Source organism: Salegentibacter sp. (assembly GCF_041642575.1).
Taxonomy (GTDB): Bacteria; Bacteroidota; Bacteroidia; order Flavobacteriales; family Flavobacteriaceae; genus Salegentibacter.
This window is the reverse complement of the sequence record NZ_JBEPWD010000019.1, coordinates 18,830-36,983: the sequence shown is the minus strand read 5'-3', so window position 1 is coordinate 36,983 and position 18,154 is coordinate 18,830. Positions and strand designations below refer to the sequence as shown.

Genomic DNA, 18,154 nt, shown 5'->3' with positions numbered 1-18,154 from the left:
CTCACGATTCCTTTAACGTTATTTGGTGAATTTTGAGCATAAAAAAGGGATAAATATATGAAAATCATATAATTACCCCATTATTTACATCTAAATGATATGTTAAAAAGTCGGGATGACAGGATTTGAACCTGCGACCCCACGCCCCCCAGGCGTATACGCTACCAGACTGCGCCACATCCCGAAATGTTTTGCAAATTAAACGGCTTCCTGCCAATTTTCAAAGAGAATGTTGGGTTTTTTACCAACCAAAGATGTAATAACTTAAAACTGGGACTATTAAAAAGTTCTTTTGTTGATTTCAGATGTTTTTAGAATGATTACCTCCCTGCGTTCCGTGATCCTGCCTGGGGGAAGTGACAAAGAAAAGCCCACAGGCTAACGCCTGCATAGTCTTTATTGGTCCGGTGGCTTGTGAGCGGAGTTACATCTAAAACAATTTCATTTTAACCGGAAATAATTCGTATTTCTAACATCAGGATTACCTCCCGCTGGTCGGTGATCCTGAGTGGGGAAGTGACAAAGGAAAGCCCGCAGGCTAACGCCTGCCTGGACTTTTTTGTTGGTCCGGCGGCTTTCAAGCAAGCTTTCGCCTTGGACCAACAAAAAAGCCCCGCACATTCCGTGCAGGGCTTTTCTTTGTCGGGGTGGCAGGATTCGAACCTGCGGCCTCCTGCTCCCAAAGCAGGCGCGATAACCGGGCTACGCTACACCCCGAGTATTTTTTAATCGCGCTCGGCGCGATGATTTTTTGATGTATAAGATCTTACAAAAGAACTTTCGCCTTTAAGCGGCTGCAAATATAATAATTCCTTTGGGATAGCAACAAGAACTTTAGATTTTTTATATCTTAGTTAATTCAATTTGCCGGAAGTAGGTAAATTGTCTAATCACCAAAACTATTGATATGAAACGAGTATTATTATCTTTGAGTATGATCCTTGCCCTCACGGCTTGCGGCGAGAATCAAAAATCTTCAGAAGAGGCCAGCACCACAGAAACCGAAGAGCAGGAAGTCTCAACCCGGGAAGGGCTGGAAGAACAACCGGAAGCCGAAGCTCCTGAAACCGATTACGAACACGAAGTAGTGGTTTCCGGACTTGATATCCCGTGGAGTTTCACTTTTTTACCTGATGGAGGTATGTTGATTACTGAAAAAAGCGGTGAGCTTATTCATTTCAAGAATGGCAAAAAGCAATCTATTTCCGGGGTCCCTTCCGTTTATAACCGCGGGCAGGGTGGCTTGCTGGAAGTAGCGCTTCACCCCGATTATAAAACCGAAGGCTGGATCTACCTTACTTTTGCTTCAGAAGAAGGCGAAGGAGAGGGTGGAAACACCAAACTTATTAGAGCTAAACTGAGCGATAATCAGCTAACCGAAATAGAAGATCTATATAAAGCAGAACCCAATACTACTAAAGGAGTTCATTTTGGTTCAAAAATCGTCTTTGATGAATCAGGACATTTGTACTTTACAATCGGTGACCGTGGAAACCGCGACGAAAATCCACAGGATATAACCCGGGATGGCGGAAAAGTATATCGCCTGAATCTTGATGGAAGTATCCCCGAAGACAATCCGTTTGTGGGAGAAGAAAATGCCAAAGAGGCTATCTACTCTTACGGGCACAGGAATGCGCAAGGTATGATATACCATCCTGAAACCGGTGAAGTTTGGCTTCACGAGCATGGGCCACAAGGTGGAGATGAGATCAATATTGTCAAAAAAGGGCTTAACTACGGTTGGCCGGAAGTAACCTACGGCGTTAACTACGATGACTCTATTATCACCGAGCAAACAAGCGGGCCCGAATATGAAGAACCTATGTTCTACTGGCTTCCATCAATAGCTCCCAGCGGCTTTGTATATGTAACTTCAGATAAATATCCTGATCTAAAAGGTGATTTACTGGTTGGATCTTTAAAATTCCAATACCTCGAACACCTTGAACTAGATGGAACAGAAATCGGCAAAAGAACTAAGTTGTTAGATGGAGTTGGAAGACTGCGCGATGTTCGCGAAGGCCCCGATGGATTTATTTACGCAGCAGTAGAAGGAACCGGAATTGTAAAGCTTTTACCGGAGGAAGAAGCTTCAAATTAGAAAATGAAACAGCTTTTTTTAAGCTTTGCCTTGCTTGGAATTCTATCCTCTTGTAAATCTGATAAGAAAGATGAGGAGGAAAAGAATTACCAGGTAAATGTTCCCGAAGAGGAGAAAAAGGAAAAAGCAGCTTTAGAGGAAAGTATACTTCGTGGAAAAACGGTCTATGCCGATTTGTGCGTAACCTGCCATTTACCCGGCGGGCAAGGGATCCCGGGCACCTATCCCCCGCTCGATGGCTCGAACTGGCTTAGTAAAAAAAGGGAAGAAAGCATTGCAGCAGTGAAATTCGGACTTTCAGGGCCAATAAAAGTGAACGGTAAAGAATATGATAATATAATGACACCAATGGGCTTAAGCGACAGGGAAGTTGCAGATGCGATGAATTTTATAATGAATTCCTGGTCAAATAATATAAGTCCGAGGGTAACCGTAGAGGAAGTAAGAAATATTAAAAAGAAATAGTTTTAAATAGACATTTAAAGAATTTCAGGGTTTGGGGCAAATAATTAAATTTGCCCCAAATTATTTTAAATGCTAATCATAGGAATCGCCGGAGGCACAGGAAGTGGCAAAACCACTGTAGTAAACCAGATCATAGAGGAACTAAAAAATGAAGAAGTAGATGTGATCTCCCAGGACCATTACTACCAGGATCTAAGCCACCTAAGTATGGAGGAAAGAGTTAAGACCAATTTCGACCATCCTCAGTCCATAGATTTTAATTTGTTGGTAAGTCATCTTAAGGAACTAAGGCAGGGTAAAACAATCTATCAGCCCGTCTATTCCTTTAAAGAACATAACCGCACCAACGAAACCGTGAAAACCGAACCACGCAAAGTGGTGATTGTGGAAGGCATTCTGATTCTTTCCGACCCGGAGATCAGAAAAATGTTCGACATCAAGATCTATGTTCACGCCGACAGTGATGAACGCCTTATCCGAAGGTTAAAACGCGATATCAACGAACGCGGCAGGGATCTGGATGAAGTACTTTGGCGCTACCAGACCACCCTGAAACCTATGCACCAGCAATTTATTGAACCTACCAAAGAATTTGCCGATATCATCATTCCAACCAACAGGTACAATACCGTAGCTGTTGATATTGTGCAAACCATTATCAAGGACCGCTTAGCCTAATTTTGTATCTTTATCCAGTATGAAATTAAAAGAACTGCGAAAAAAGCCCTGGTTTCGGTTTCTGAGCAATAAATATGTGCTGTTGAGCCTTATTTTTGCCGGGTGGATGATCTTTCTTGACAGCAATTCCTGGATAATTCACAACGAACTCAACCAGGAACTCAATGAACTGGAAGATAACAAAAACTACTACCGCAACGAGATAGCCGGGGATAAAGCCGTGATCCAACAACTACAGGATTCGGTGGAACTGGAGAAATTCGCACGTCAGAAGTACTTTATGAAGCGTGCCGATGAGGATATTTATATCATCGAATACGACACGATAGATTAAGGTGCCTGCAACCAAAAATCTTTACAATGAAAGAAACATTATTTCAGGAATTCGAAGAGGTTTCTGCAAAGCAATGGAAACAAAAGATACAATTCGACCTTAAAGGTGCCGATTATAACGAAAAACTCATCTACAATTCCCTGGATGGAATAGCGGTAAAGCCTTTTTATACTGCTGAAGACATAGATGAGCCCGTCCATCTGGAATCCCCACGGCACTGGAATATCTGTGAGAAGATCTATGTGATTTCTTCGGAAGTCGCAAATGAAAAAGCTAAGAATGCTTTGGAAAAAGGCGCCGAAAGCCTTTGGTTTGAGCTTCCATCTGAAGAGATTTCCATTGAAGAATTACTGGAAGGAATCGATTTGAAATCTACTCCTGTTTACCTGAAACCTGAATTTTTATCTTCGGAATTTTTCAATCGTTTGCGAAAGTTTCTGAAGGGTAAAAATAGCCAGGTCTACCTGCAAACCGATATCATCGGGAAGCTGGCGCGCTCCGGAAACTGGTTCTTCAGTCTAAATGAAGATCACGAAATTCTGGATCACATACTTTCCGAATCTGAAGATTTCTCTTCCGTTATCAGCATAAACACCGATTTGTATCAAAATGCCGGTGCCAATATTTCGCAGCAACTGGCCTATGCCCTGACCCACGCCAACGAATACCTGAACCATATAGCCCAGTCTTCAGAATTAAAAAATAATAATCCGAAGTTTTTGCCTCAGTTTGTGGTGGCATCAGGACCTAATTATTTCTTTGAAATTGCAAAAATAAGAGCCTTGCGCTGGTTGTATTCCAGTCTGGCGAAAGAATATGAGTTTTCGGAAGATTGTCACATCATCGCTCAACCCAGCAAACGCAACAAGACGCTTTATGATTTCAACGTGAACTTGCTGCGCACCACTACCGAAAGTATGAGTGCCGTGCTTGGCGGAGCCAATACCGTGTATAATTCTCCCTACGATGCCATCTACCATAAAAACAACGAGTTTGGCGATCGCATTGCTAGAAACCAGTTATTGGTGCTGAAGCACGAGGCATATCTGGATAAAGTGAGCAATGCCGCGGAGGGCAACTATTATGTTGAGAGCCTAACCCGTCAGTTTGCCGAGAAAGCACTTGAAATTTTCAAAGAGATCGAGAAAGGCGGCGGATTTCTGAAGCAATTGAAAGCCGGGATTATTCAGAAGAAAATAAAGGAAAGCGCCAAAAAAGAGCAACAGCAATTTGATGAGGGGGAATTGATCCTTATCGGGACAAATAAGTTTGAAAACCCGCAGGATAAAATGAAGGAGGAATTGGAATTATTTCCGTTTCTAAAGAAAAACAAGCGAAAAACCCTGCTGGAGCCCATTTTAGAGCGCCGATTGAGTGAAAAATCTGAGCAGGAAAGACTGGAAAAGGAATCTGCTGAAAATTAAAATCCACCGGAAATGTCAAGAAAAGAGCTTCAACATATAAAATTATCAGCACCAGAAAAAAGGGAAACTCAGGAGCAAAAATCCTACAAAACACCTGAAGGCATAAAGCTGAAATCCACCTATTCCAAGGAGGATCTGGAAAAAGCAGAGCATCTCAATTTTGCTGCCGGAATTCCGCCTTATTTGCGCGGGCCGTACAGTACGATGTATGTTTCCCGGCCCTGGACGATCAGGCAGTATGCCGGGTTTTCTACCGCGGAAGAGAGCAATGCTTTTTATCGCAGAAATCTCGCTGCAGGCCAAAAGGGTTTATCTGTAGCTTTTGATCTCCCCACCCACAGAGGTTACGACAGCGATCACGAGCGCGTGGTTGGCGATGTGGGGAAAGCCGGAGTCGCCATCGATTCGGTAGAGGATATGAAAATTCTTTTCGATCAGATCCCGCTGGATAAGATGTCGGTTTCTATGACGATGAACGGAGCCGTTTTACCAATTATGGCCTTTTATATCGTTGCTGCTGAAGAACAGGGAGTAAAACCCGAACAGCTTTCAGGAACCATTCAGAACGATATTCTAAAGGAGTTTATGGTGCGCAATACCTACATCTACCCCCCTGCTCCCTCGATGAAGATCATTTCTGATATTTTTGAATATTCCTCGAAAAATATGCCCAGGTTCAACAGCATCAGTATCTCCGGATATCATATGCAGGAAGCCGGCGCAACCAATGATATCGAGCTGGCATACACCCTGGCCGACGGACTGGAATACATTCGGGAAGGCCTGAAAGCCGGAATGGAAATAGACACTTTTGCTCCACGCCTTTCGTTTTTCTGGGCCGTTGGAATGAACCATTTTATGGAAATCGCCAAGATGCGGGCAGGAAGAATGCTTTGGGCAAAACTGGTCAAGCAATTCAATCCTAAAGACCCGAAATCACTTTCCCTAAGAACTCACAGCCAAACCAGTGGCTGGAGTTTAACCGAACAGGATCCTTTTAATAATGTGGCGCGCACCTGTATTGAAGCAGCCGCCGCAGCTTTTGGGGGAACCCAGAGCCTGCACACCAATGCACTTGACGAGGCAATTGCACTGCCCACAGATTTTTCTGCCAGAATAGCGAGAAATACACAGCTACATCTTCAGGAAGAAACCGGGATCACAAAAACCGTAGACCCCTGGGCCGGCAGTTTTTATGTGGAAAAACTCACGGAAGAGATCGCTCAAAAAGCCTGGAAGCTCATTGAAGAGGTGGAAGAGCTTGGCGGGATGACCAAGGCTATTGAAGCCGGGATTCCCAAGATGAGAATAGAACAAGCGGCTGCTAAAAAACAAGCCAGGATAGACAGCGGCACCGACATCATTGTAGGTGTAAACAAATACCGAAGAGATAAAGAGGATGAGTTGGTCACCTTAGAAGTAGATAATCAAACGGTAAGAAAACAACAAATCGAAAGGCTGGAAAGAATAAAAGCTGAACGAAACAGCGAAAAAGTAAAGGCTTCTCTGGAAGAACTTACCAAAGCGGCCAAGGAAGAAAGCGGAAATTTATTAGCTTTAGCAGTAGAAGCGGCCAGAAACCGGGCTACGCTGGGCGAAATAAGCGACGCCCTGGAAGAAGTTTACGGACGCTACAAAGCAAAAATTCAATCCTTTAGCGGGGTTTATTCCAAAGAAATGAAAGACGACGTTTCCTTTAAAAAGGCCAGGGAAATGGCCGATCAATTCGCCGAACAGGATGGGCGCCGTCCTCGTATTATGATCGCAAAAATGGGTCAGGATGGGCACGACCGTGGTGCAAAGGTAGTAGCTACAGGCTATGCCGACCTCGGTTTTGATGTAGATATAGGTCCGTTGTTTCAAACACCACGGGAAGCGGCAAAACAGGCCGTAGAGAACGATGTTCATATTTTGGGGATATCTTCACAGGCTGCAGGCCACAAAACCCTGGTTCCGCAGGTGATCGAAGAACTTAAAGCCCTTGGTCGCGATGATATTATGGTGATCGTTGGCGGGGTAATTCCGTCGCAGGATTATCAATATCTTTTTGACGCCGGAGCAGTAGCGGTCTTTGGTCCCGGCACCAAAATCAGTGAGGCGGCTATTAAACTGTTGGAGATTTTGATAGATTGAAAAGGAGAGAAGAGACGAGAGACAAGAGAAAAGAGAGAAAAAAATTAGTGAATTCGTGGCTAAGCTCCACAAAACCGGAAAATAAAAAACCGAGAACCAACTAAAAAATAAATTATGGATTTTACTAAAAAAATGCTTCGCGATGATGCCTTAAAAGGAAAAAGCATCGTTGTAACAGGTGGCGGTAGCGGCCTGGGGAAAGCGATGACGAGATATTTTATGGAACTGGGGGCAAAAGTCGCCATAACTTCCCGGAACCTTGAAAAGCTAAAGAATACTGCCAAAGAACTGGAAGACGAAACCGGCGGTAAATGTTTTGCCGTGCAATGCGACGTAAGAAATTATGATGAAGTTGAGGCGATGCGCGATGCCGTTGTCGATGAATTTGGGAGTATTGATATTTTATTGAATAACGCGGCTGGAAACTTCATCTCTCCTACCGAACGTCTTAGCGCAAATGCGTTCGATACAATTATCGATATAGTTTTAAAGGGAAGTAAAAACTGCACCCTGGCTTTCGGAAAACATTGGATAGATAAAAAAGAAAAAGACAAAACCGTATTGAATATTGTCACCACCTATGCCTGGACAGGTTCTGCATACGTAGTGCCAAGCGCCACCGCAAAAGCCGGTGTTTTAGCGATGACGCGCTCTCTGGCGGTAGAATGGGCCAAATACGGCATTAGATTTAACGCCATTGCACCCGGCCCGTTTCCTACAAAAGGAGCCTGGGATCGTCTCTTACCCGGAGATCTGAAAGAAAAATTCGATCTTGCCAAAAAAGTTCCCCTTAAGCGGGTTGGAGAACACCAGGAATTGGCAAACCTTGCCGCGTATCTGGTTTCAGATTTCTCAGCTTATGTTAACGGGGAAGTAATCACCATAGACGGAGGCGAATGGCTTAAAGGTGCAGGGCAGTTCAACTTACTGGAAGCTATTCCTGAGGAAATGTGGGACCAGCTGGAAGCGATGATCAAAGCTAAGAAAGGTAGTTAAGCTGACTTTTAAAATACTTAAAAAACCGAAGGTTTTCCTTCGGTTTTTTAATTTGTCGGGAACTTAACATTCACTATGATTTCCTGCGGAAAAATTCAGCAAAAAGTCTTGAACCTTCAGTCTTTATTATATGTACAAGCTGTTAACAAAATGATTTCATAAACCTATAATAAATTGTATTTTTACTTTTTAAAAATTGAACGTAATTAATGGGTAAAATCATTGCTATTGCCAACCAGAAAGGCGGCGTGGGAAAAACCACAACTTCGGTGAATCTTGCGGCCTCACTTGGAGTACTTGAAAAGAAAGTTTTGCTAATAGATGCTGATCCGCAGGCAAATGCTACCTCCGGACTAGGAATAGATGTGGAAGAGGTGGAATTTGGCACCTACCAATTGCTGGAGCATTCTATTTCTCCCGAACAGGCCATTCTCCAAACCAGTTCTCCGAATCTTGATATCATTCCCGCCCATATAGACCTGGTCGCGATAGAAATTGAGCTTGTAGACCAGGAAAACAGGGAGTCTATGCTCAAAAAAGCGATAACTCCGCTCAAGGAAAAATACGATTATATCCTTATCGATTGTGCCCCTTCCCTTGGTTTATTAACTCTTAACGCCTTAACAGCTGCAGATTCTGTATTGATTCCCATCCAATGTGAATATTTTGCACTGGAAGGTCTTGGTAAACTACTTAACACCATAAAAAGCGTTCAAAAGATCCACAATAAAAAACTGGATATTGAAGGCCTGTTGCTTACCATGTATGATTCCAGGTTACGCCTATCAAACCAGGTTGTGGAAGAGGTTCAGAAGCATTTTGGGGAAATGGTTTTCGATACAATCATTCAAAGAAATGTTCGTTTAAGTGAAGCCCCCAGTTACGGGGAAAGCATTATTAATTATGATGCAGGCAGTAAAGGAGCCAGCAATTATTTGAGCCTGGCACATGAAATTATAAAGAAAAACGCATAGAAGATGGCGAAGGCTACCAAGAAACAAGCTTTAGGAAGAGGACTTTCAGCTTTGCTGAAAGATCCGCAAAATGATATACAATCAGCAGAAGACAAGAACGCCGATAAGCTAGTGGGTCATATTGTGGAACTTGACCTGGAGGCCATTGAAATGAATCCATTTCAGCCACGTACCAGTTTTAATGAAGATGCTCTCAAGGAACTCGCCTCTTCCATTAACGAATTAGGGGTGATCCAGCCAATTACCGTTAGAAAGTTGGATTTTAATAAATACCAACTGGTTTCAGGTGAACGTCGATTCAGAGCTTCCAAAATTGTTGGCTTAAAAACCATCCCGGCATATATTCGTATCGCGAACGACCAGGAATCCCTGGAAATGGCTTTGGTTGAAAATATTCAGCGACAGGATTTGGATCCTATTGAGATCTCACTTTCTTATCAGCGTCTTATCGATGAGATCAATCTTACCCAGGAACAACTTAGTGAAAGAGTTGGAAAAAACCGCTCTACCATTGCAAATTATCTACGATTACTGAAACTTGATCCTATTATTCAAACAGGAATGCGTGATGGTTTTCTGAGTATGGGCCACGGGCGTGCACTTATCAATGTAGAAGACCCTCAGCAGCAGCTGGATATTTATGAAAAGATACTTCAGAAATCGCTTTCGGTAAGAGAAACCGAACAGTTGGTACGTGAGATCAATAACGGAGGGAAAGAAAAGAGTACGGCTAAACCTTCTGCCAGCGTTCCCAAAACCTTCAAGAAAGGAATTAAAGAATTTTCAGAATACCTGGGAACAAAAGTAGATGTGAAACTAACCAAAAAAGGAAGCGGGAAACTAAGCATCCCTTTTAAATCGGAAGAAGATTTCAACAGAATTAAAAAACTAATCCAGGGTGAGGAGTAAACATCTTTTCACAGCAGTAATGCTGGTTTTTTTTTCTTTCCAGGGATTTTCCCAGGATAGCCTGGTAGTAGACTCCCCTCCATCCGGAGAACTTTCAACGGCTGAAGAAGAGAAAGAGCAGGACTACAAACCCTACGATGCCCTTGCTCCCTCCAGGGCTGCTTTTTATTCGGCTATTTTACCAGGGTTGGGACAGGCTTTTAACGGCAGCTACTGGAAGATCCCTATCGCTTATGGAGGACTTGGAATTGGGGTGTATTTTTACATTAATAACGATAATGAATTTAACCGTTTTCGCGATGCCTACAAAGACAGGCTTGCAGGAAGGGTTGATGAATTTACTGCGAATGGCCAAAATATTACAGATGATGGTTTGATAAGGGCCCAGCGTTTTTACCGCCGGAATAAAGAAATTTCGATTTTGGTAATTGCAGGAATTTATGCACTTAATATTATCGATGCAAATGTAGAGGCGCACCTGCAACAGTTTAATGTTAGCGAGGATCTGACGCTGCGACCAAATATGAATTTTGATGAATTTTTGGGGAAAACCAGGTATGGATTTTCCTTAAATTATAATTTCTGATTATGAAAATAGCGCTTTTAGGATATGGAAAAATGGGCAAGACTATTGAGGAAATTGCCATAGACCGAGGTCACAAAATTGTATTGAAAGTTGATGAGGATATAGACAGTTATGACCTTACGAGACTTGATGCCGATGTTGCAATAGATTTTAGTATTCCCACAGCCGCTTTTAAAAATATCACCACCTGTTTCGAACTGGGAATTCCCGTTGTAAGTGGGACTACCGGTTGGCTGGATCATTATGATAAAGCTGTTGAAATCTGTGAAAAACACGATTCAGCTTTTCTATATGCTTCCAATTTCAGCATTGGGGTTAATCTGTTTTTTGAACTAAATGAAAGGCTGGCAGCAATGATGAAAAACCTGGAAGAATATTCCGTAGAAGTTGAAGAGATACATCATATCCAGAAACTGGATTCTCCCAGCGGTACCGCTATTAGCCTGGCACAACAAATTATTACCAACAACCCTAACAAAGTCGGTTGGCAACTGGATCATGCTGAAGATGATGAAATTCCTATTAAAGCCACACGTGAAGCCGATGTCCCGGGCACCCATACCGTTTCTTATAAATCTGAAATTGATTCTATTGAAATTAAGCATACCGCCCATAACCGGCAGGGATTTGCCCTGGGTGCAGTGATTGCTGCAGAATGGTTAAAGGGTAAAGAAGGTATTTACAGGATGCAGGATGTATTATCTGAAATTCTAAAATAATGTAACAATATGGGGCTGCACGGCTCTAATACAGCAAAACATTTTTATTATGACATTCACGCAATGGTTTTTGTTTTTCCTGCTCATCCAGGTAATTCATTTTTTAGGAACCTGGAAACTATATAAAAAAGCCGGAAGGCAGGCCTGGGAAGCTGCAATACCAGTCTATAATGCAGTGATTTTAATGAAGATCATCAACCGGCCGTGGTGGTGGGTAATCCTGCTTTTTATCCCTATTGTAAACCTCATAATGTTTCCTGTAATTTGGGTGGAAACCATAAGAAGTTTCGGAAGGAACAGCACAACTGATACTTTTCTGGTAATTCTAACCCTGGGCTTTTACATTTATTACATCAATTATGCAACAGATGTTAAGTACATTGAAGACCGCAGCCTGAAGCCACCAACCGGCACAGGAGAATGGGTAAGTTCTATATTATTTGCGGTCGTAGCCGCAACCATCGTGCACGCCTATATTCTGCAGCCATTTACCATTCCCACCTCTTCCCTCGAAAAAACACTGCTGGTGGGAGATTTCCTCTTTGTGAGTAAGTTTCATTATGGAGCCCGTTTACCGAAAACAGCTGTAGCATTTCCTATGGTTCACGATACCATCCCTATTCTTGGCACCAAATCATATCTCAACAAGCCGCAGATACCTTATACCCGCTTGCCCGGATTTGAAGAGATTGAACGAAATGATATTGTGGTCTTCAACTGGCCGGTAGATACGGTAAAACAATTTTTTGACCGTTCCGGGGAACGGTATGATAAACCGGTAGATAAAAAATCAAATTACGTGAAACGTGCGGTTGGAATACCGGGAGACTCTCTGAGAATTGTAGATGGGGAGCTCTATGTTAACAACGAGATTCTGGACTTACCAGACCGCGCCAAGACCCAGTTTTCCTACTCAGGAAAAACCAAAGGTCAGGGCTTTGATCCACGTTACTTATATGAAGAATACGATATAACCGATGGGTTTTATTTTAATCCTGAGAATAATGAATTTTATTTCAGGGCTTTAACAGAAAGAAGTTATAACCGTCTTCGGAATCATCCCAATGTTGAGTCCATTCAGCGGTATATTGATACTTCCAAAACAGCCTCAAAAGGCATCTTCCCCAATAACGGTAAATTGGGCTGGAACAATGACAATTTCGGACCAATCTATATTCCGAAGAAAGGCGATAAAGTAGAATTAACCGCAGAATCAATGCCTTTTTACCGACAGGTTATTGAAACCTATGAAGGTCTGGAAATGGGCACTCCACAGAAACTTAGTCTTAACGGCACCCAGGTTTTAATCAACGGTACTCCGGTAGAAACTTACACCTTTAAACAGGATTATTACTGGATGATGGGAGATAACCGTCATAACAGTGAAGACAGCCGTTCATGGGGTTATGTGCCCGAAAATCATGTTGTGGGTAAACCGGTCTTTATCTGGATGAGCTGGGATGCCAATGCTAACGGAATAATGAACAAAATACGCTGGGAAAGGGTTTTTACCACGGTTAAAGGTGAGGGGACGCCGATTTCCTATTTGCCATACTTCCTCATCTTATTGGTAATAATCTTTGCCTTCAATTACTTTAAAAAACGAAGGGAAAATTCCTAAGATGAAACCAGCATCCTACTGGAGCGAAAAATGGGGACATTCAGAAGTATGGTGAAAAGGCTGTACCCAAATCCAATTTTGGGGGTAAATTATGGACAGATGAAAGAAATATTAATACATCCGGCCTATTTCGGGCCTATTTCTCAGTTCGTGGCTTTAGCTAAAGCCGATGAGGTAATCTTTGAAAATGAAGACAACTATCAAAAACAAACCTTCAGAAACCGGATGTATATCTATGATTCCAACGGAAAGCTTTTATTAAACATTCCTATCAGGCATCGTTCAGCAATTATGGGGGAACCTAAAATGGCAGAAAAGCATCAACTTTATAAGGAGGTGCAAATAGAGAACGAATTCGACTGGCAAAAACAGCATTGGAGGGCTTTAAAAGCTTCCTACCAGACTTCGCCTTTCTTTGAGTTCTATGAAGATGAACTCCATCCCCTTTATCATAAGACTTATAAATTTTTACTTGATTTCAATTATGCCTGCCTGGAATTTATTACGGATTCCATTCAATTTGAACTTGATTTTGAGAAAACTTCGGAATATGCTAAAAAGCCGGAAAACCTCACCGACCTACGTCCCCTGATAAATGCCAAGCAAAAAACTGAATTTAATCAGCAAGTATACACCCAGGTTTTTAGTGATAAACACGGGTTTCTTCCGAACCTGAGCATTCTGGATCTTTTATTTAATGAAGGACCGAACAGTCTCCAATATTTACAGGACCAGGATCTTAAAGCTGAAGCCTGGTCATAATCGGATAATGATCTGAATATTCCACTTTAAAGCGATCATAACTCTGAATCTTCATAGAATTCTCAATTAGGAGGAAATCTATTCTCAGCGGAAAATAACTTAGCTTAAATGTTTCTCCAAAGCCTGACCCCGCTTCAAGAAAGGCATCCTGAAAGCGATTATCAGGGTTTATTTCCTCGTAGATGTAAGAGAAAACCGTATTATTAAAATCTCCAATTATAAGGGTCTTATGAGGCGATTTATTTACTTCTTTCATCATCAATTCGGCTTGTTCCTGTTGCAGGGCAAACCCAGACCCTATTCTGCCTAAAAGTTTTTTAGAGTCTTCTTTCTGAAGTTCATTGATCTCAGGTTTAATGTTCAACGACTGAAAGTGTACATTAAAAACGCGAAGGGTATCCTCTTCTACAGCAATATCCACATAAGTAGCATTATTGTTTCCCTGGTGCGGAAAGTCCAGCGAATATTGATCTATTATTGGATATTTTGAAAAGACTGCTGAACCAAACTCATCGTTTTTATTTTTAAGCTTGATGTAATGATAAGGATACACCCGGCGTAGACCGGAGGCACCAATATAATATTCCTGCATTGCCAGAATATCGGGGGATTTTTTATTTACAAAACCCGTAATTTTATCGGGAATCTCATCGTCATCTACCCAGTTGTAGGCATTGAACATGCGAACATTATAGCTCATCACCGATATCTCTTTTCCGTTAGATGGTAATTCATCACCTGAAAATTGATATAAACCTGTTACATAATTAAACCCCAGCAGTAACACAATTAAGGACAAAAGAAATTGTCTTTTGAGTTTCAGCAGCCAGAAAATGAGGAATAAAAAATTAAGAATGATCAACACCGGAACCCCCAGGCTAAGCACCGAAAGTAAGGGAAATGATTTTGGAGGTATAAATGCAAGCAGGTAAGATAACAGCAAGGCAGTAGCCGCTATGGAATTAAGGATAAACACAATTTTATCTAAAAAACTGAGCTTTTTCATCAATCTTCTTTTCCGGCTTTAAACAAAAAGTCTTTTTCTTCTTTGCTCAGGCTGTCATATCCACTTTTGCTTATTTTATCAAGAATATTATCTATGCGTTTTTGCTTTTCATCCTTATTCATCCTTGCCGAAGTGGAAGTACGGGCTTTGGAAGTTGGATTGTTTTTTTCCTTTCGGTAAACGGTTTTCATTTTCGGTTTCCTTTCTGAGGATGAAGAAAAAAGGGCAGCTACCCCATCCATGATCTTTTCAAACCAGGCCCCAATATCATTTCCTTTCTGAAGCTGGGTAGTATAAAAATAACCCAGCAAAGCCCCGCCCAAGTGTGCCAGGTGTCCTCCGGCATTTCCCATAGGAATTTGAATAACATCGAGCAAAACCAGGAAGGCTGCGATATACCAAAACTTTATGCTGCCAATAAGCATCAATCTTACCCGCATATTGGGAATATAGGTTGCAATCCCTACCAAAACGGCCATAACCCCCGCTGAAGCTCCCAGAAGATAAGATCTTCCCGTAGCTGCAAATGCAGGAAAAAGATTATAGCTAAGCATATACACCAAAGCTCCAATGATAACACCCAGAAAGAAATAATTGAGCAGGCGTTTTGGAGAAAAATAATTCAGGAAATAAATTCCAGAGAAATAAAGGATAAGCATATTTGAAAGGATATGCCATATCCCGCTATGCAAAAAGGCATAGGTAATGATACTCCAGGGCTTGAAAATAAATTCTCCGGGTTCTTTAGGGAAGACAAACCATTCCATAAAAAAGTTGGAAGGAAACTGAAACAGGAAAGCTATAGTCCTAAAAAGGTACATCAATACAAACAGCAATACGTTTATAGCGATAAGCTTTTCTACCACCGTAGCGGTCTGTAGTTTGTATTTAAATTTATCTGAAGCTTTCATTAATCCCAGCGATTTTGATTAAACTGGTTCTTCTTCCAGTACCACATCATTATAAAACCAAACAAGGCGCCACCTACGTGAGCAAAATGGGCAATTCCCCCACCAAATATCGAGTATCCCGTAAAACCTGAAAATAAATCAATTCCAATTAATGCAGGAATAAAGTATTTAGCTTTAATCGGCACGGGCACAAAAAGTAAAAATAGCTGAACATTAGGAAACATCATCCCAAAAGCAACCAGGATTCCGTAAATAGCTCCGGAAGCTCCCACCGCCGGTGTATTAAAGCTTATATAAAGATCCTGAAGCGTTTCTTTTGAAACAGATTCCAGAATACCGGTAGAATACTCCCCGGTTTGCAGCATCCTTTCTACCTCGCCCATTGTCATTCCAGCGTCAAGAAGAGCATTATACCCGGTCTGGTATTCAAAGTAATTCACTAAGGTATGCAATAAAGCGGCTCCCAAGCCAGCTGAAAAGTAAAAGAACAGAAATTTTTTCTGTCCCAGCATTTGTTCTATCGGCCCTCCAAAGGCCCAGAGTGCATACATATTAAAAAGGATATGAGTAAGCCCACCATGCATGAACATATGCGACAAAACCTGCCAGAATCTAAAATTTTCATTTTCGACAAACCATAAGGAGAAGAGTTGATAGGCGAAATCTCCAAGAAATTGGCTTCCAACAAAAAAAATAATGTTTATAATTAAAAGTACTTTAACCGTATCTGTAATTCTTCCCATTTACATAAATTTTTTGTCCAGTTCATCAACCGTAAGCGTCACAAAAACCGATCTGTTAGATGGGCTCTGGCTTGGTTCCTTACAGGCAAACAAACGGTTAACGATATGTTGTTGCTCGGTATTGTTCAACTGCATTCCCGATTTCACAGCCATTCCTTTTGCAAGCGATCTTGCCAGGAGATCGGTTTGTGAAAATCCATTGTCTGGCACTTCGTTTTCGAGATCTGAAAATAATTGTTCTAATAGCATTTCTACTTCACTTTCAGAAATCAAGGTTGGTATCCCTGAAATTTCCACGGAATCCCTTTCAAGGGAAGAAAAAACAAATCCTGTTTGTTCCAGCGATTCTTTAATTTCCCTGAGCATTTCCATTTCGTGAGAAGAAAACTGAAGCTTGAGCGGAAAAAGCAATTGCTGGCTAACCGCTGCTGAAACCGTGATATTTTTCAGCAATTCTTCATAGAGGATCCTGGTATGCGCACGATGCTGATCTATAACCAGGATACCGCTTTTCAAGGTACTGACAATATATTTTTTATGAAGCTGAAAAGTAGATTTTTCGGGTTCTGTTTCCTTAGAATGGAATAAACTTCCGGTTACCTCTTCGCTTTCAAACTCGATATGTTTTACCTGGTCACCCCCAACAGGCTCATCTTCCAATCCGGAATAAAGACTTTCCCAATTAGCAGCAGGTTCTTTTCTAAATGCTCCAGGGTTATGTCTTGTACCACTATTCTCCTCCTGAAAAGGGTTAAAATTCCGGTCTACTTCTACCCCGGGAACATTAGCCTGCTTGTTTTTGTATTCGTAAGGCGTATCTAAATTAGCATCCCTTTCAAAATCAAGTACAGGAGCTACATTAAATTGGCCGAGACTATGTTTTATGGAACTTCGCAGGATTGCATAAAGCGCGTGTTCATCGTCGAATTTGATCTCGGTTTTAGTGGGATGGATATTTATATCAATACTTCGTGGGTCTACCTGTAAGTATAAAAAGTAACTGGGATAGGATTTTTCCTTTAACAAACCATCAAAAGCAGCTGTTACCGCATGATTCAGATATGGGCTTTTGATAAAGCGGTCATTAACGAAAAAAAACTGTTCTCCCCTGCTCTTCTTGGCAAACTCGGGCTTACCTACAAAGCCTGAAATCTTTACGATCTCGGTTTCTTCGGTAACGGGCACGAGCTTTTCGTTGGTCTTCCCTCCAAAAATATTGGTAATTCGTTGTCTGAAATTGGTTCCCGGCAGCTGAAACAATTCACTGCCATTATGAAACAGGTCAAAGGCTATTTGGGGATGTGCCAGTGCAACCCGCTGAAATTCATCTATGATATGCCGGGTTTCCACCGTATCTGATTTCAGGAAATTCCGCCTGGCCGGAATATTATAAAAAAGGTTTTTTACGCTTATCGAGGTACCCTGAGGGGTTACACAGGCTTCCTGTGAAGTTACCTGGCTTCCTTCTATCCTGATAGACGTCCCTACTTCGCTTTGTTCGTCTTTGGTCTTTAGTTCTACGTGAGCAATAGCAGCAATAGAAGCGAGGGCTTCTCCTCTAAAACCTTTGGTAGTTAAACTAAAAAGATCTTCGGCTGATTTTATTTTGGAGGTGGCATGACGTTCAAAACTCATTCTGGCATCGGTGAGGCTCATTCCCAATCCATTATCCACCACCTGGATCTGGGTTTTTCCGGCATCCTTTATCACCACCTGAATCCTGGTGGCTTTAGCATCAATAGCGTTCTCAAGAAGTTCTTTGATGACAGAAGCCGGCCGTTGAACCACT

The 18,154-nt window shown here is 41.9% G+C and carries 17 protein-coding genes and 2 tRNA genes; 13 read left to right on the top strand and 6 right to left on the bottom strand.

What is annotated here, in order from left to right:
• Positions 1 to 110: 110 nt before the first annotated feature.
• Positions 111 to 184: transfer RNA gene (locus ACESK1_RS05380), tRNA-Pro, on the bottom strand.
• 458 nt (positions 185 to 642) lie between these two features.
• A tRNA-Pro gene (locus ACESK1_RS05375) sits at positions 643 to 717 on the bottom strand.
• A 190-nt stretch (positions 718 to 907) separates the two neighbouring features.
• Between ACESK1_RS05375 and ACESK1_RS05370 the strand changes: the two genes are divergently transcribed.
• From ACESK1_RS05370 to ACESK1_RS05310, 13 genes are all read left to right on the top strand, one after another.
• The gene (locus tag ACESK1_RS05370; protein WP_372918682.1) at positions 908 to 2,104 is read left to right on the top strand and encodes a PQQ-dependent sugar dehydrogenase; all 1,197 of its coding nucleotides are present in this window, start codon (positions 908 to 910) and stop codon (positions 2,102 to 2,104) included.
• Between the two features lie 3 nt (positions 2,105 to 2,107).
• Entirely contained in the window at positions 2,108 to 2,569 is a 462-nt protein-coding gene (locus ACESK1_RS05365) for a cytochrome c (RefSeq protein WP_372918680.1), read from the top strand.
• Positions 2,570 to 2,638: 69 nt separating this feature from the next.
• Positions 2,639 to 3,247 (top strand): uridine kinase, encoded by a 609-nt coding sequence (udk, locus tag ACESK1_RS05360; protein WP_372918678.1) that lies wholly within the window; start codon positions 2,639 to 2,641, stop codon positions 3,245 to 3,247.
• A 19-nt stretch (positions 3,248 to 3,266) separates the two neighbouring features.
• Positions 3,267 to 3,581, top strand: a complete 315-nt coding sequence (locus ACESK1_RS05355) for a septum formation initiator family protein (protein ID WP_372918676.1) — start codon at positions 3,267 to 3,269, stop codon at positions 3,579 to 3,581.
• A 26-nt stretch (positions 3,582 to 3,607) separates the two neighbouring features.
• Positions 3,608 to 5,005 carry a methylmalonyl-CoA mutase subunit beta gene (locus ACESK1_RS05350; protein WP_372918674.1) on the top strand — a complete coding sequence of 466 codons (1,398 nt, stop codon included), beginning with the start codon at positions 3,608 to 3,610 and terminating at the stop codon, positions 5,003 to 5,005.
• Between the two features lie 12 nt (positions 5,006 to 5,017).
• The gene (gene scpA, locus ACESK1_RS05345) at positions 5,018 to 7,138 is read left to right on the top strand and encodes a methylmalonyl-CoA mutase (RefSeq protein ID WP_372918672.1); all 2,121 of its coding nucleotides are present in this window, start codon (positions 5,018 to 5,020) and stop codon (positions 7,136 to 7,138) included.
• Positions 7,139 to 7,252: 114 nt separating this feature from the next.
• Positions 7,253 to 8,134, top strand: a complete 882-nt coding sequence (locus tag ACESK1_RS05340) for an SDR family oxidoreductase (RefSeq protein WP_372918670.1) — start codon at positions 7,253 to 7,255, stop codon at positions 8,132 to 8,134.
• Between the two features lie 209 nt (positions 8,135 to 8,343).
• Positions 8,344 to 9,108 carry a ParA family protein gene (locus tag ACESK1_RS05335; protein WP_372918668.1) on the top strand — a complete coding sequence of 255 codons (765 nt, stop codon included), beginning with the start codon at positions 8,344 to 8,346 and terminating at the stop codon, positions 9,106 to 9,108.
• A 3-nt stretch (positions 9,109 to 9,111) separates the two neighbouring features.
• Positions 9,112 to 10,017 (top strand): ParB/RepB/Spo0J family partition protein, encoded by a 906-nt coding sequence (locus tag ACESK1_RS05330; RefSeq protein ID WP_372918666.1) that lies wholly within the window; start codon positions 9,112 to 9,114, stop codon positions 10,015 to 10,017.
• Positions 10,007 to 10,603, top strand: a complete 597-nt coding sequence (locus tag ACESK1_RS05325; RefSeq protein ID WP_372918664.1) for a DUF5683 domain-containing protein — start codon at positions 10,007 to 10,009, stop codon at positions 10,601 to 10,603. Before ACESK1_RS05330 ends, ACESK1_RS05325 begins: the two co-directional genes overlap by 11 nt.
• 2 nt (positions 10,604 to 10,605) lie before the next feature.
• A complete protein-coding gene (gene dapB, locus ACESK1_RS05320; protein WP_372918662.1) occupies positions 10,606 to 11,322 on the top strand; it encodes a 4-hydroxy-tetrahydrodipicolinate reductase in 717 nt (238 codons plus the stop codon).
• A 49-nt stretch (positions 11,323 to 11,371) separates the two neighbouring features.
• Complete coding sequence (gene lepB / locus ACESK1_RS05315; RefSeq protein WP_372918659.1) at positions 11,372 to 12,943, top strand: signal peptidase I; 1,572 nt, start codon at positions 11,372 to 11,374, stop codon at positions 12,941 to 12,943.
• 99 nt (positions 12,944 to 13,042) lie between these two features.
• Positions 13,043 to 13,705 carry a WbqC family protein gene (locus ACESK1_RS05310; RefSeq protein WP_372918657.1) on the top strand — a complete coding sequence of 221 codons (663 nt, stop codon included), beginning with the start codon at positions 13,043 to 13,045 and terminating at the stop codon, positions 13,703 to 13,705.
• Here ACESK1_RS05310 and ACESK1_RS05305 read toward each other — a convergent pair.
• The 4 genes from ACESK1_RS05305 to mutL are packed head-to-tail and all read right to left on the bottom strand — an operon-like array spanning position 13,683 to position 18,153.
• Positions 13,683 to 14,711: an endonuclease/exonuclease/phosphatase family protein gene (locus ACESK1_RS05305; RefSeq protein WP_372918655.1), complete on the bottom strand. Its 1,029-nt coding sequence runs from the start codon at positions 14,709 to 14,711 to the stop codon at positions 13,683 to 13,685. The two genes, ACESK1_RS05310 and ACESK1_RS05305, sit on opposite strands and share 23 nt — an antisense overlap.
• Positions 14,711 to 15,622, bottom strand: a complete 912-nt coding sequence (locus ACESK1_RS05300) for a rhomboid family intramembrane serine protease (RefSeq protein WP_372918653.1) — start codon at positions 15,620 to 15,622, stop codon at positions 14,711 to 14,713. Before ACESK1_RS05300 ends, ACESK1_RS05305 begins: the two co-directional genes overlap by 1 nt.
• Positions 15,622 to 16,365, bottom strand: a complete 744-nt coding sequence (locus ACESK1_RS05295; protein ID WP_372918651.1) for a rhomboid family intramembrane serine protease — start codon at positions 16,363 to 16,365, stop codon at positions 15,622 to 15,624. The genes ACESK1_RS05300 and ACESK1_RS05295 overlap by 1 nt, the downstream gene beginning before the upstream one ends.
• Complete coding sequence (mutL, locus tag ACESK1_RS05290) at positions 16,366 to 18,153, bottom strand: DNA mismatch repair endonuclease MutL (protein ID WP_372918649.1); 1,788 nt, start codon at positions 18,151 to 18,153, stop codon at positions 16,366 to 16,368.
• Position 18,154: the final 1 nt, after the last annotated feature.

What these genes read in the sequence shown, in the direction of transcription:
- ACESK1_RS05310 (WP_372918657.1), top strand. Translation starts at nt 13,043, where the DNA reads ATGAAAGAAATATTAATACATCCGGCCTATTTCGGGCCTATTTCTCAG.
- dapB (WP_372918662.1), top strand. Translation starts at nt 10,606, where the DNA reads ATGAAAATAGCGCTTTTAGGATATGGAAAAATGGGCAAGACTATTGAG.
- udk (WP_372918678.1), top strand. Translation starts at nt 2,639, where the DNA reads ATGCTAATCATAGGAATCGCCGGAGGCACAGGAAGTGGCAAAACCACT.
- ACESK1_RS05335 (WP_372918668.1), top strand. Translation starts at nt 8,344, where the DNA reads ATGGGTAAAATCATTGCTATTGCCAACCAGAAAGGCGGCGTGGGAAAA.
- ACESK1_RS05340 (WP_372918670.1), top strand. Translation starts at nt 7,253, where the DNA reads ATGGATTTTACTAAAAAAATGCTTCGCGATGATGCCTTAAAAGGAAAA.
- ACESK1_RS05330 (WP_372918666.1), top strand. Translation starts at nt 9,112, where the DNA reads ATGGCGAAGGCTACCAAGAAACAAGCTTTAGGAAGAGGACTTTCAGCT.
- ACESK1_RS05365 (WP_372918680.1), top strand. Translation starts at nt 2,108, where the DNA reads ATGAAACAGCTTTTTTTAAGCTTTGCCTTGCTTGGAATTCTATCCTCT.
- ACESK1_RS05305 (WP_372918655.1), bottom strand. Translation starts at nt 14,711, where the DNA reads ATGAAAAAGCTCAGTTTTTTAGATAAAATTGTGTTTATCCTTAATTCC.
- ACESK1_RS05295 (WP_372918651.1), bottom strand. Translation starts at nt 16,365, where the DNA reads ATGGGAAGAATTACAGATACGGTTAAAGTACTTTTAATTATAAACATT.
- scpA (WP_372918672.1), top strand. Translation starts at nt 5,018, where the DNA reads ATGTCAAGAAAAGAGCTTCAACATATAAAATTATCAGCACCAGAAAAA.
- lepB (WP_372918659.1), top strand. Translation starts at nt 11,372, where the DNA reads ATGACATTCACGCAATGGTTTTTGTTTTTCCTGCTCATCCAGGTAATT.
- ACESK1_RS05370 (WP_372918682.1), top strand. Translation starts at nt 908, where the DNA reads ATGAAACGAGTATTATTATCTTTGAGTATGATCCTTGCCCTCACGGCT.
- ACESK1_RS05300 (WP_372918653.1), bottom strand. Translation starts at nt 15,622, where the DNA reads ATGAAAGCTTCAGATAAATTTAAATACAAACTACAGACCGCTACGGTG.
- ACESK1_RS05355 (WP_372918676.1), top strand. Translation starts at nt 3,267, where the DNA reads ATGAAATTAAAAGAACTGCGAAAAAAGCCCTGGTTTCGGTTTCTGAGC.
- ACESK1_RS05350 (WP_372918674.1), top strand. Translation starts at nt 3,608, where the DNA reads ATGAAAGAAACATTATTTCAGGAATTCGAAGAGGTTTCTGCAAAGCAA.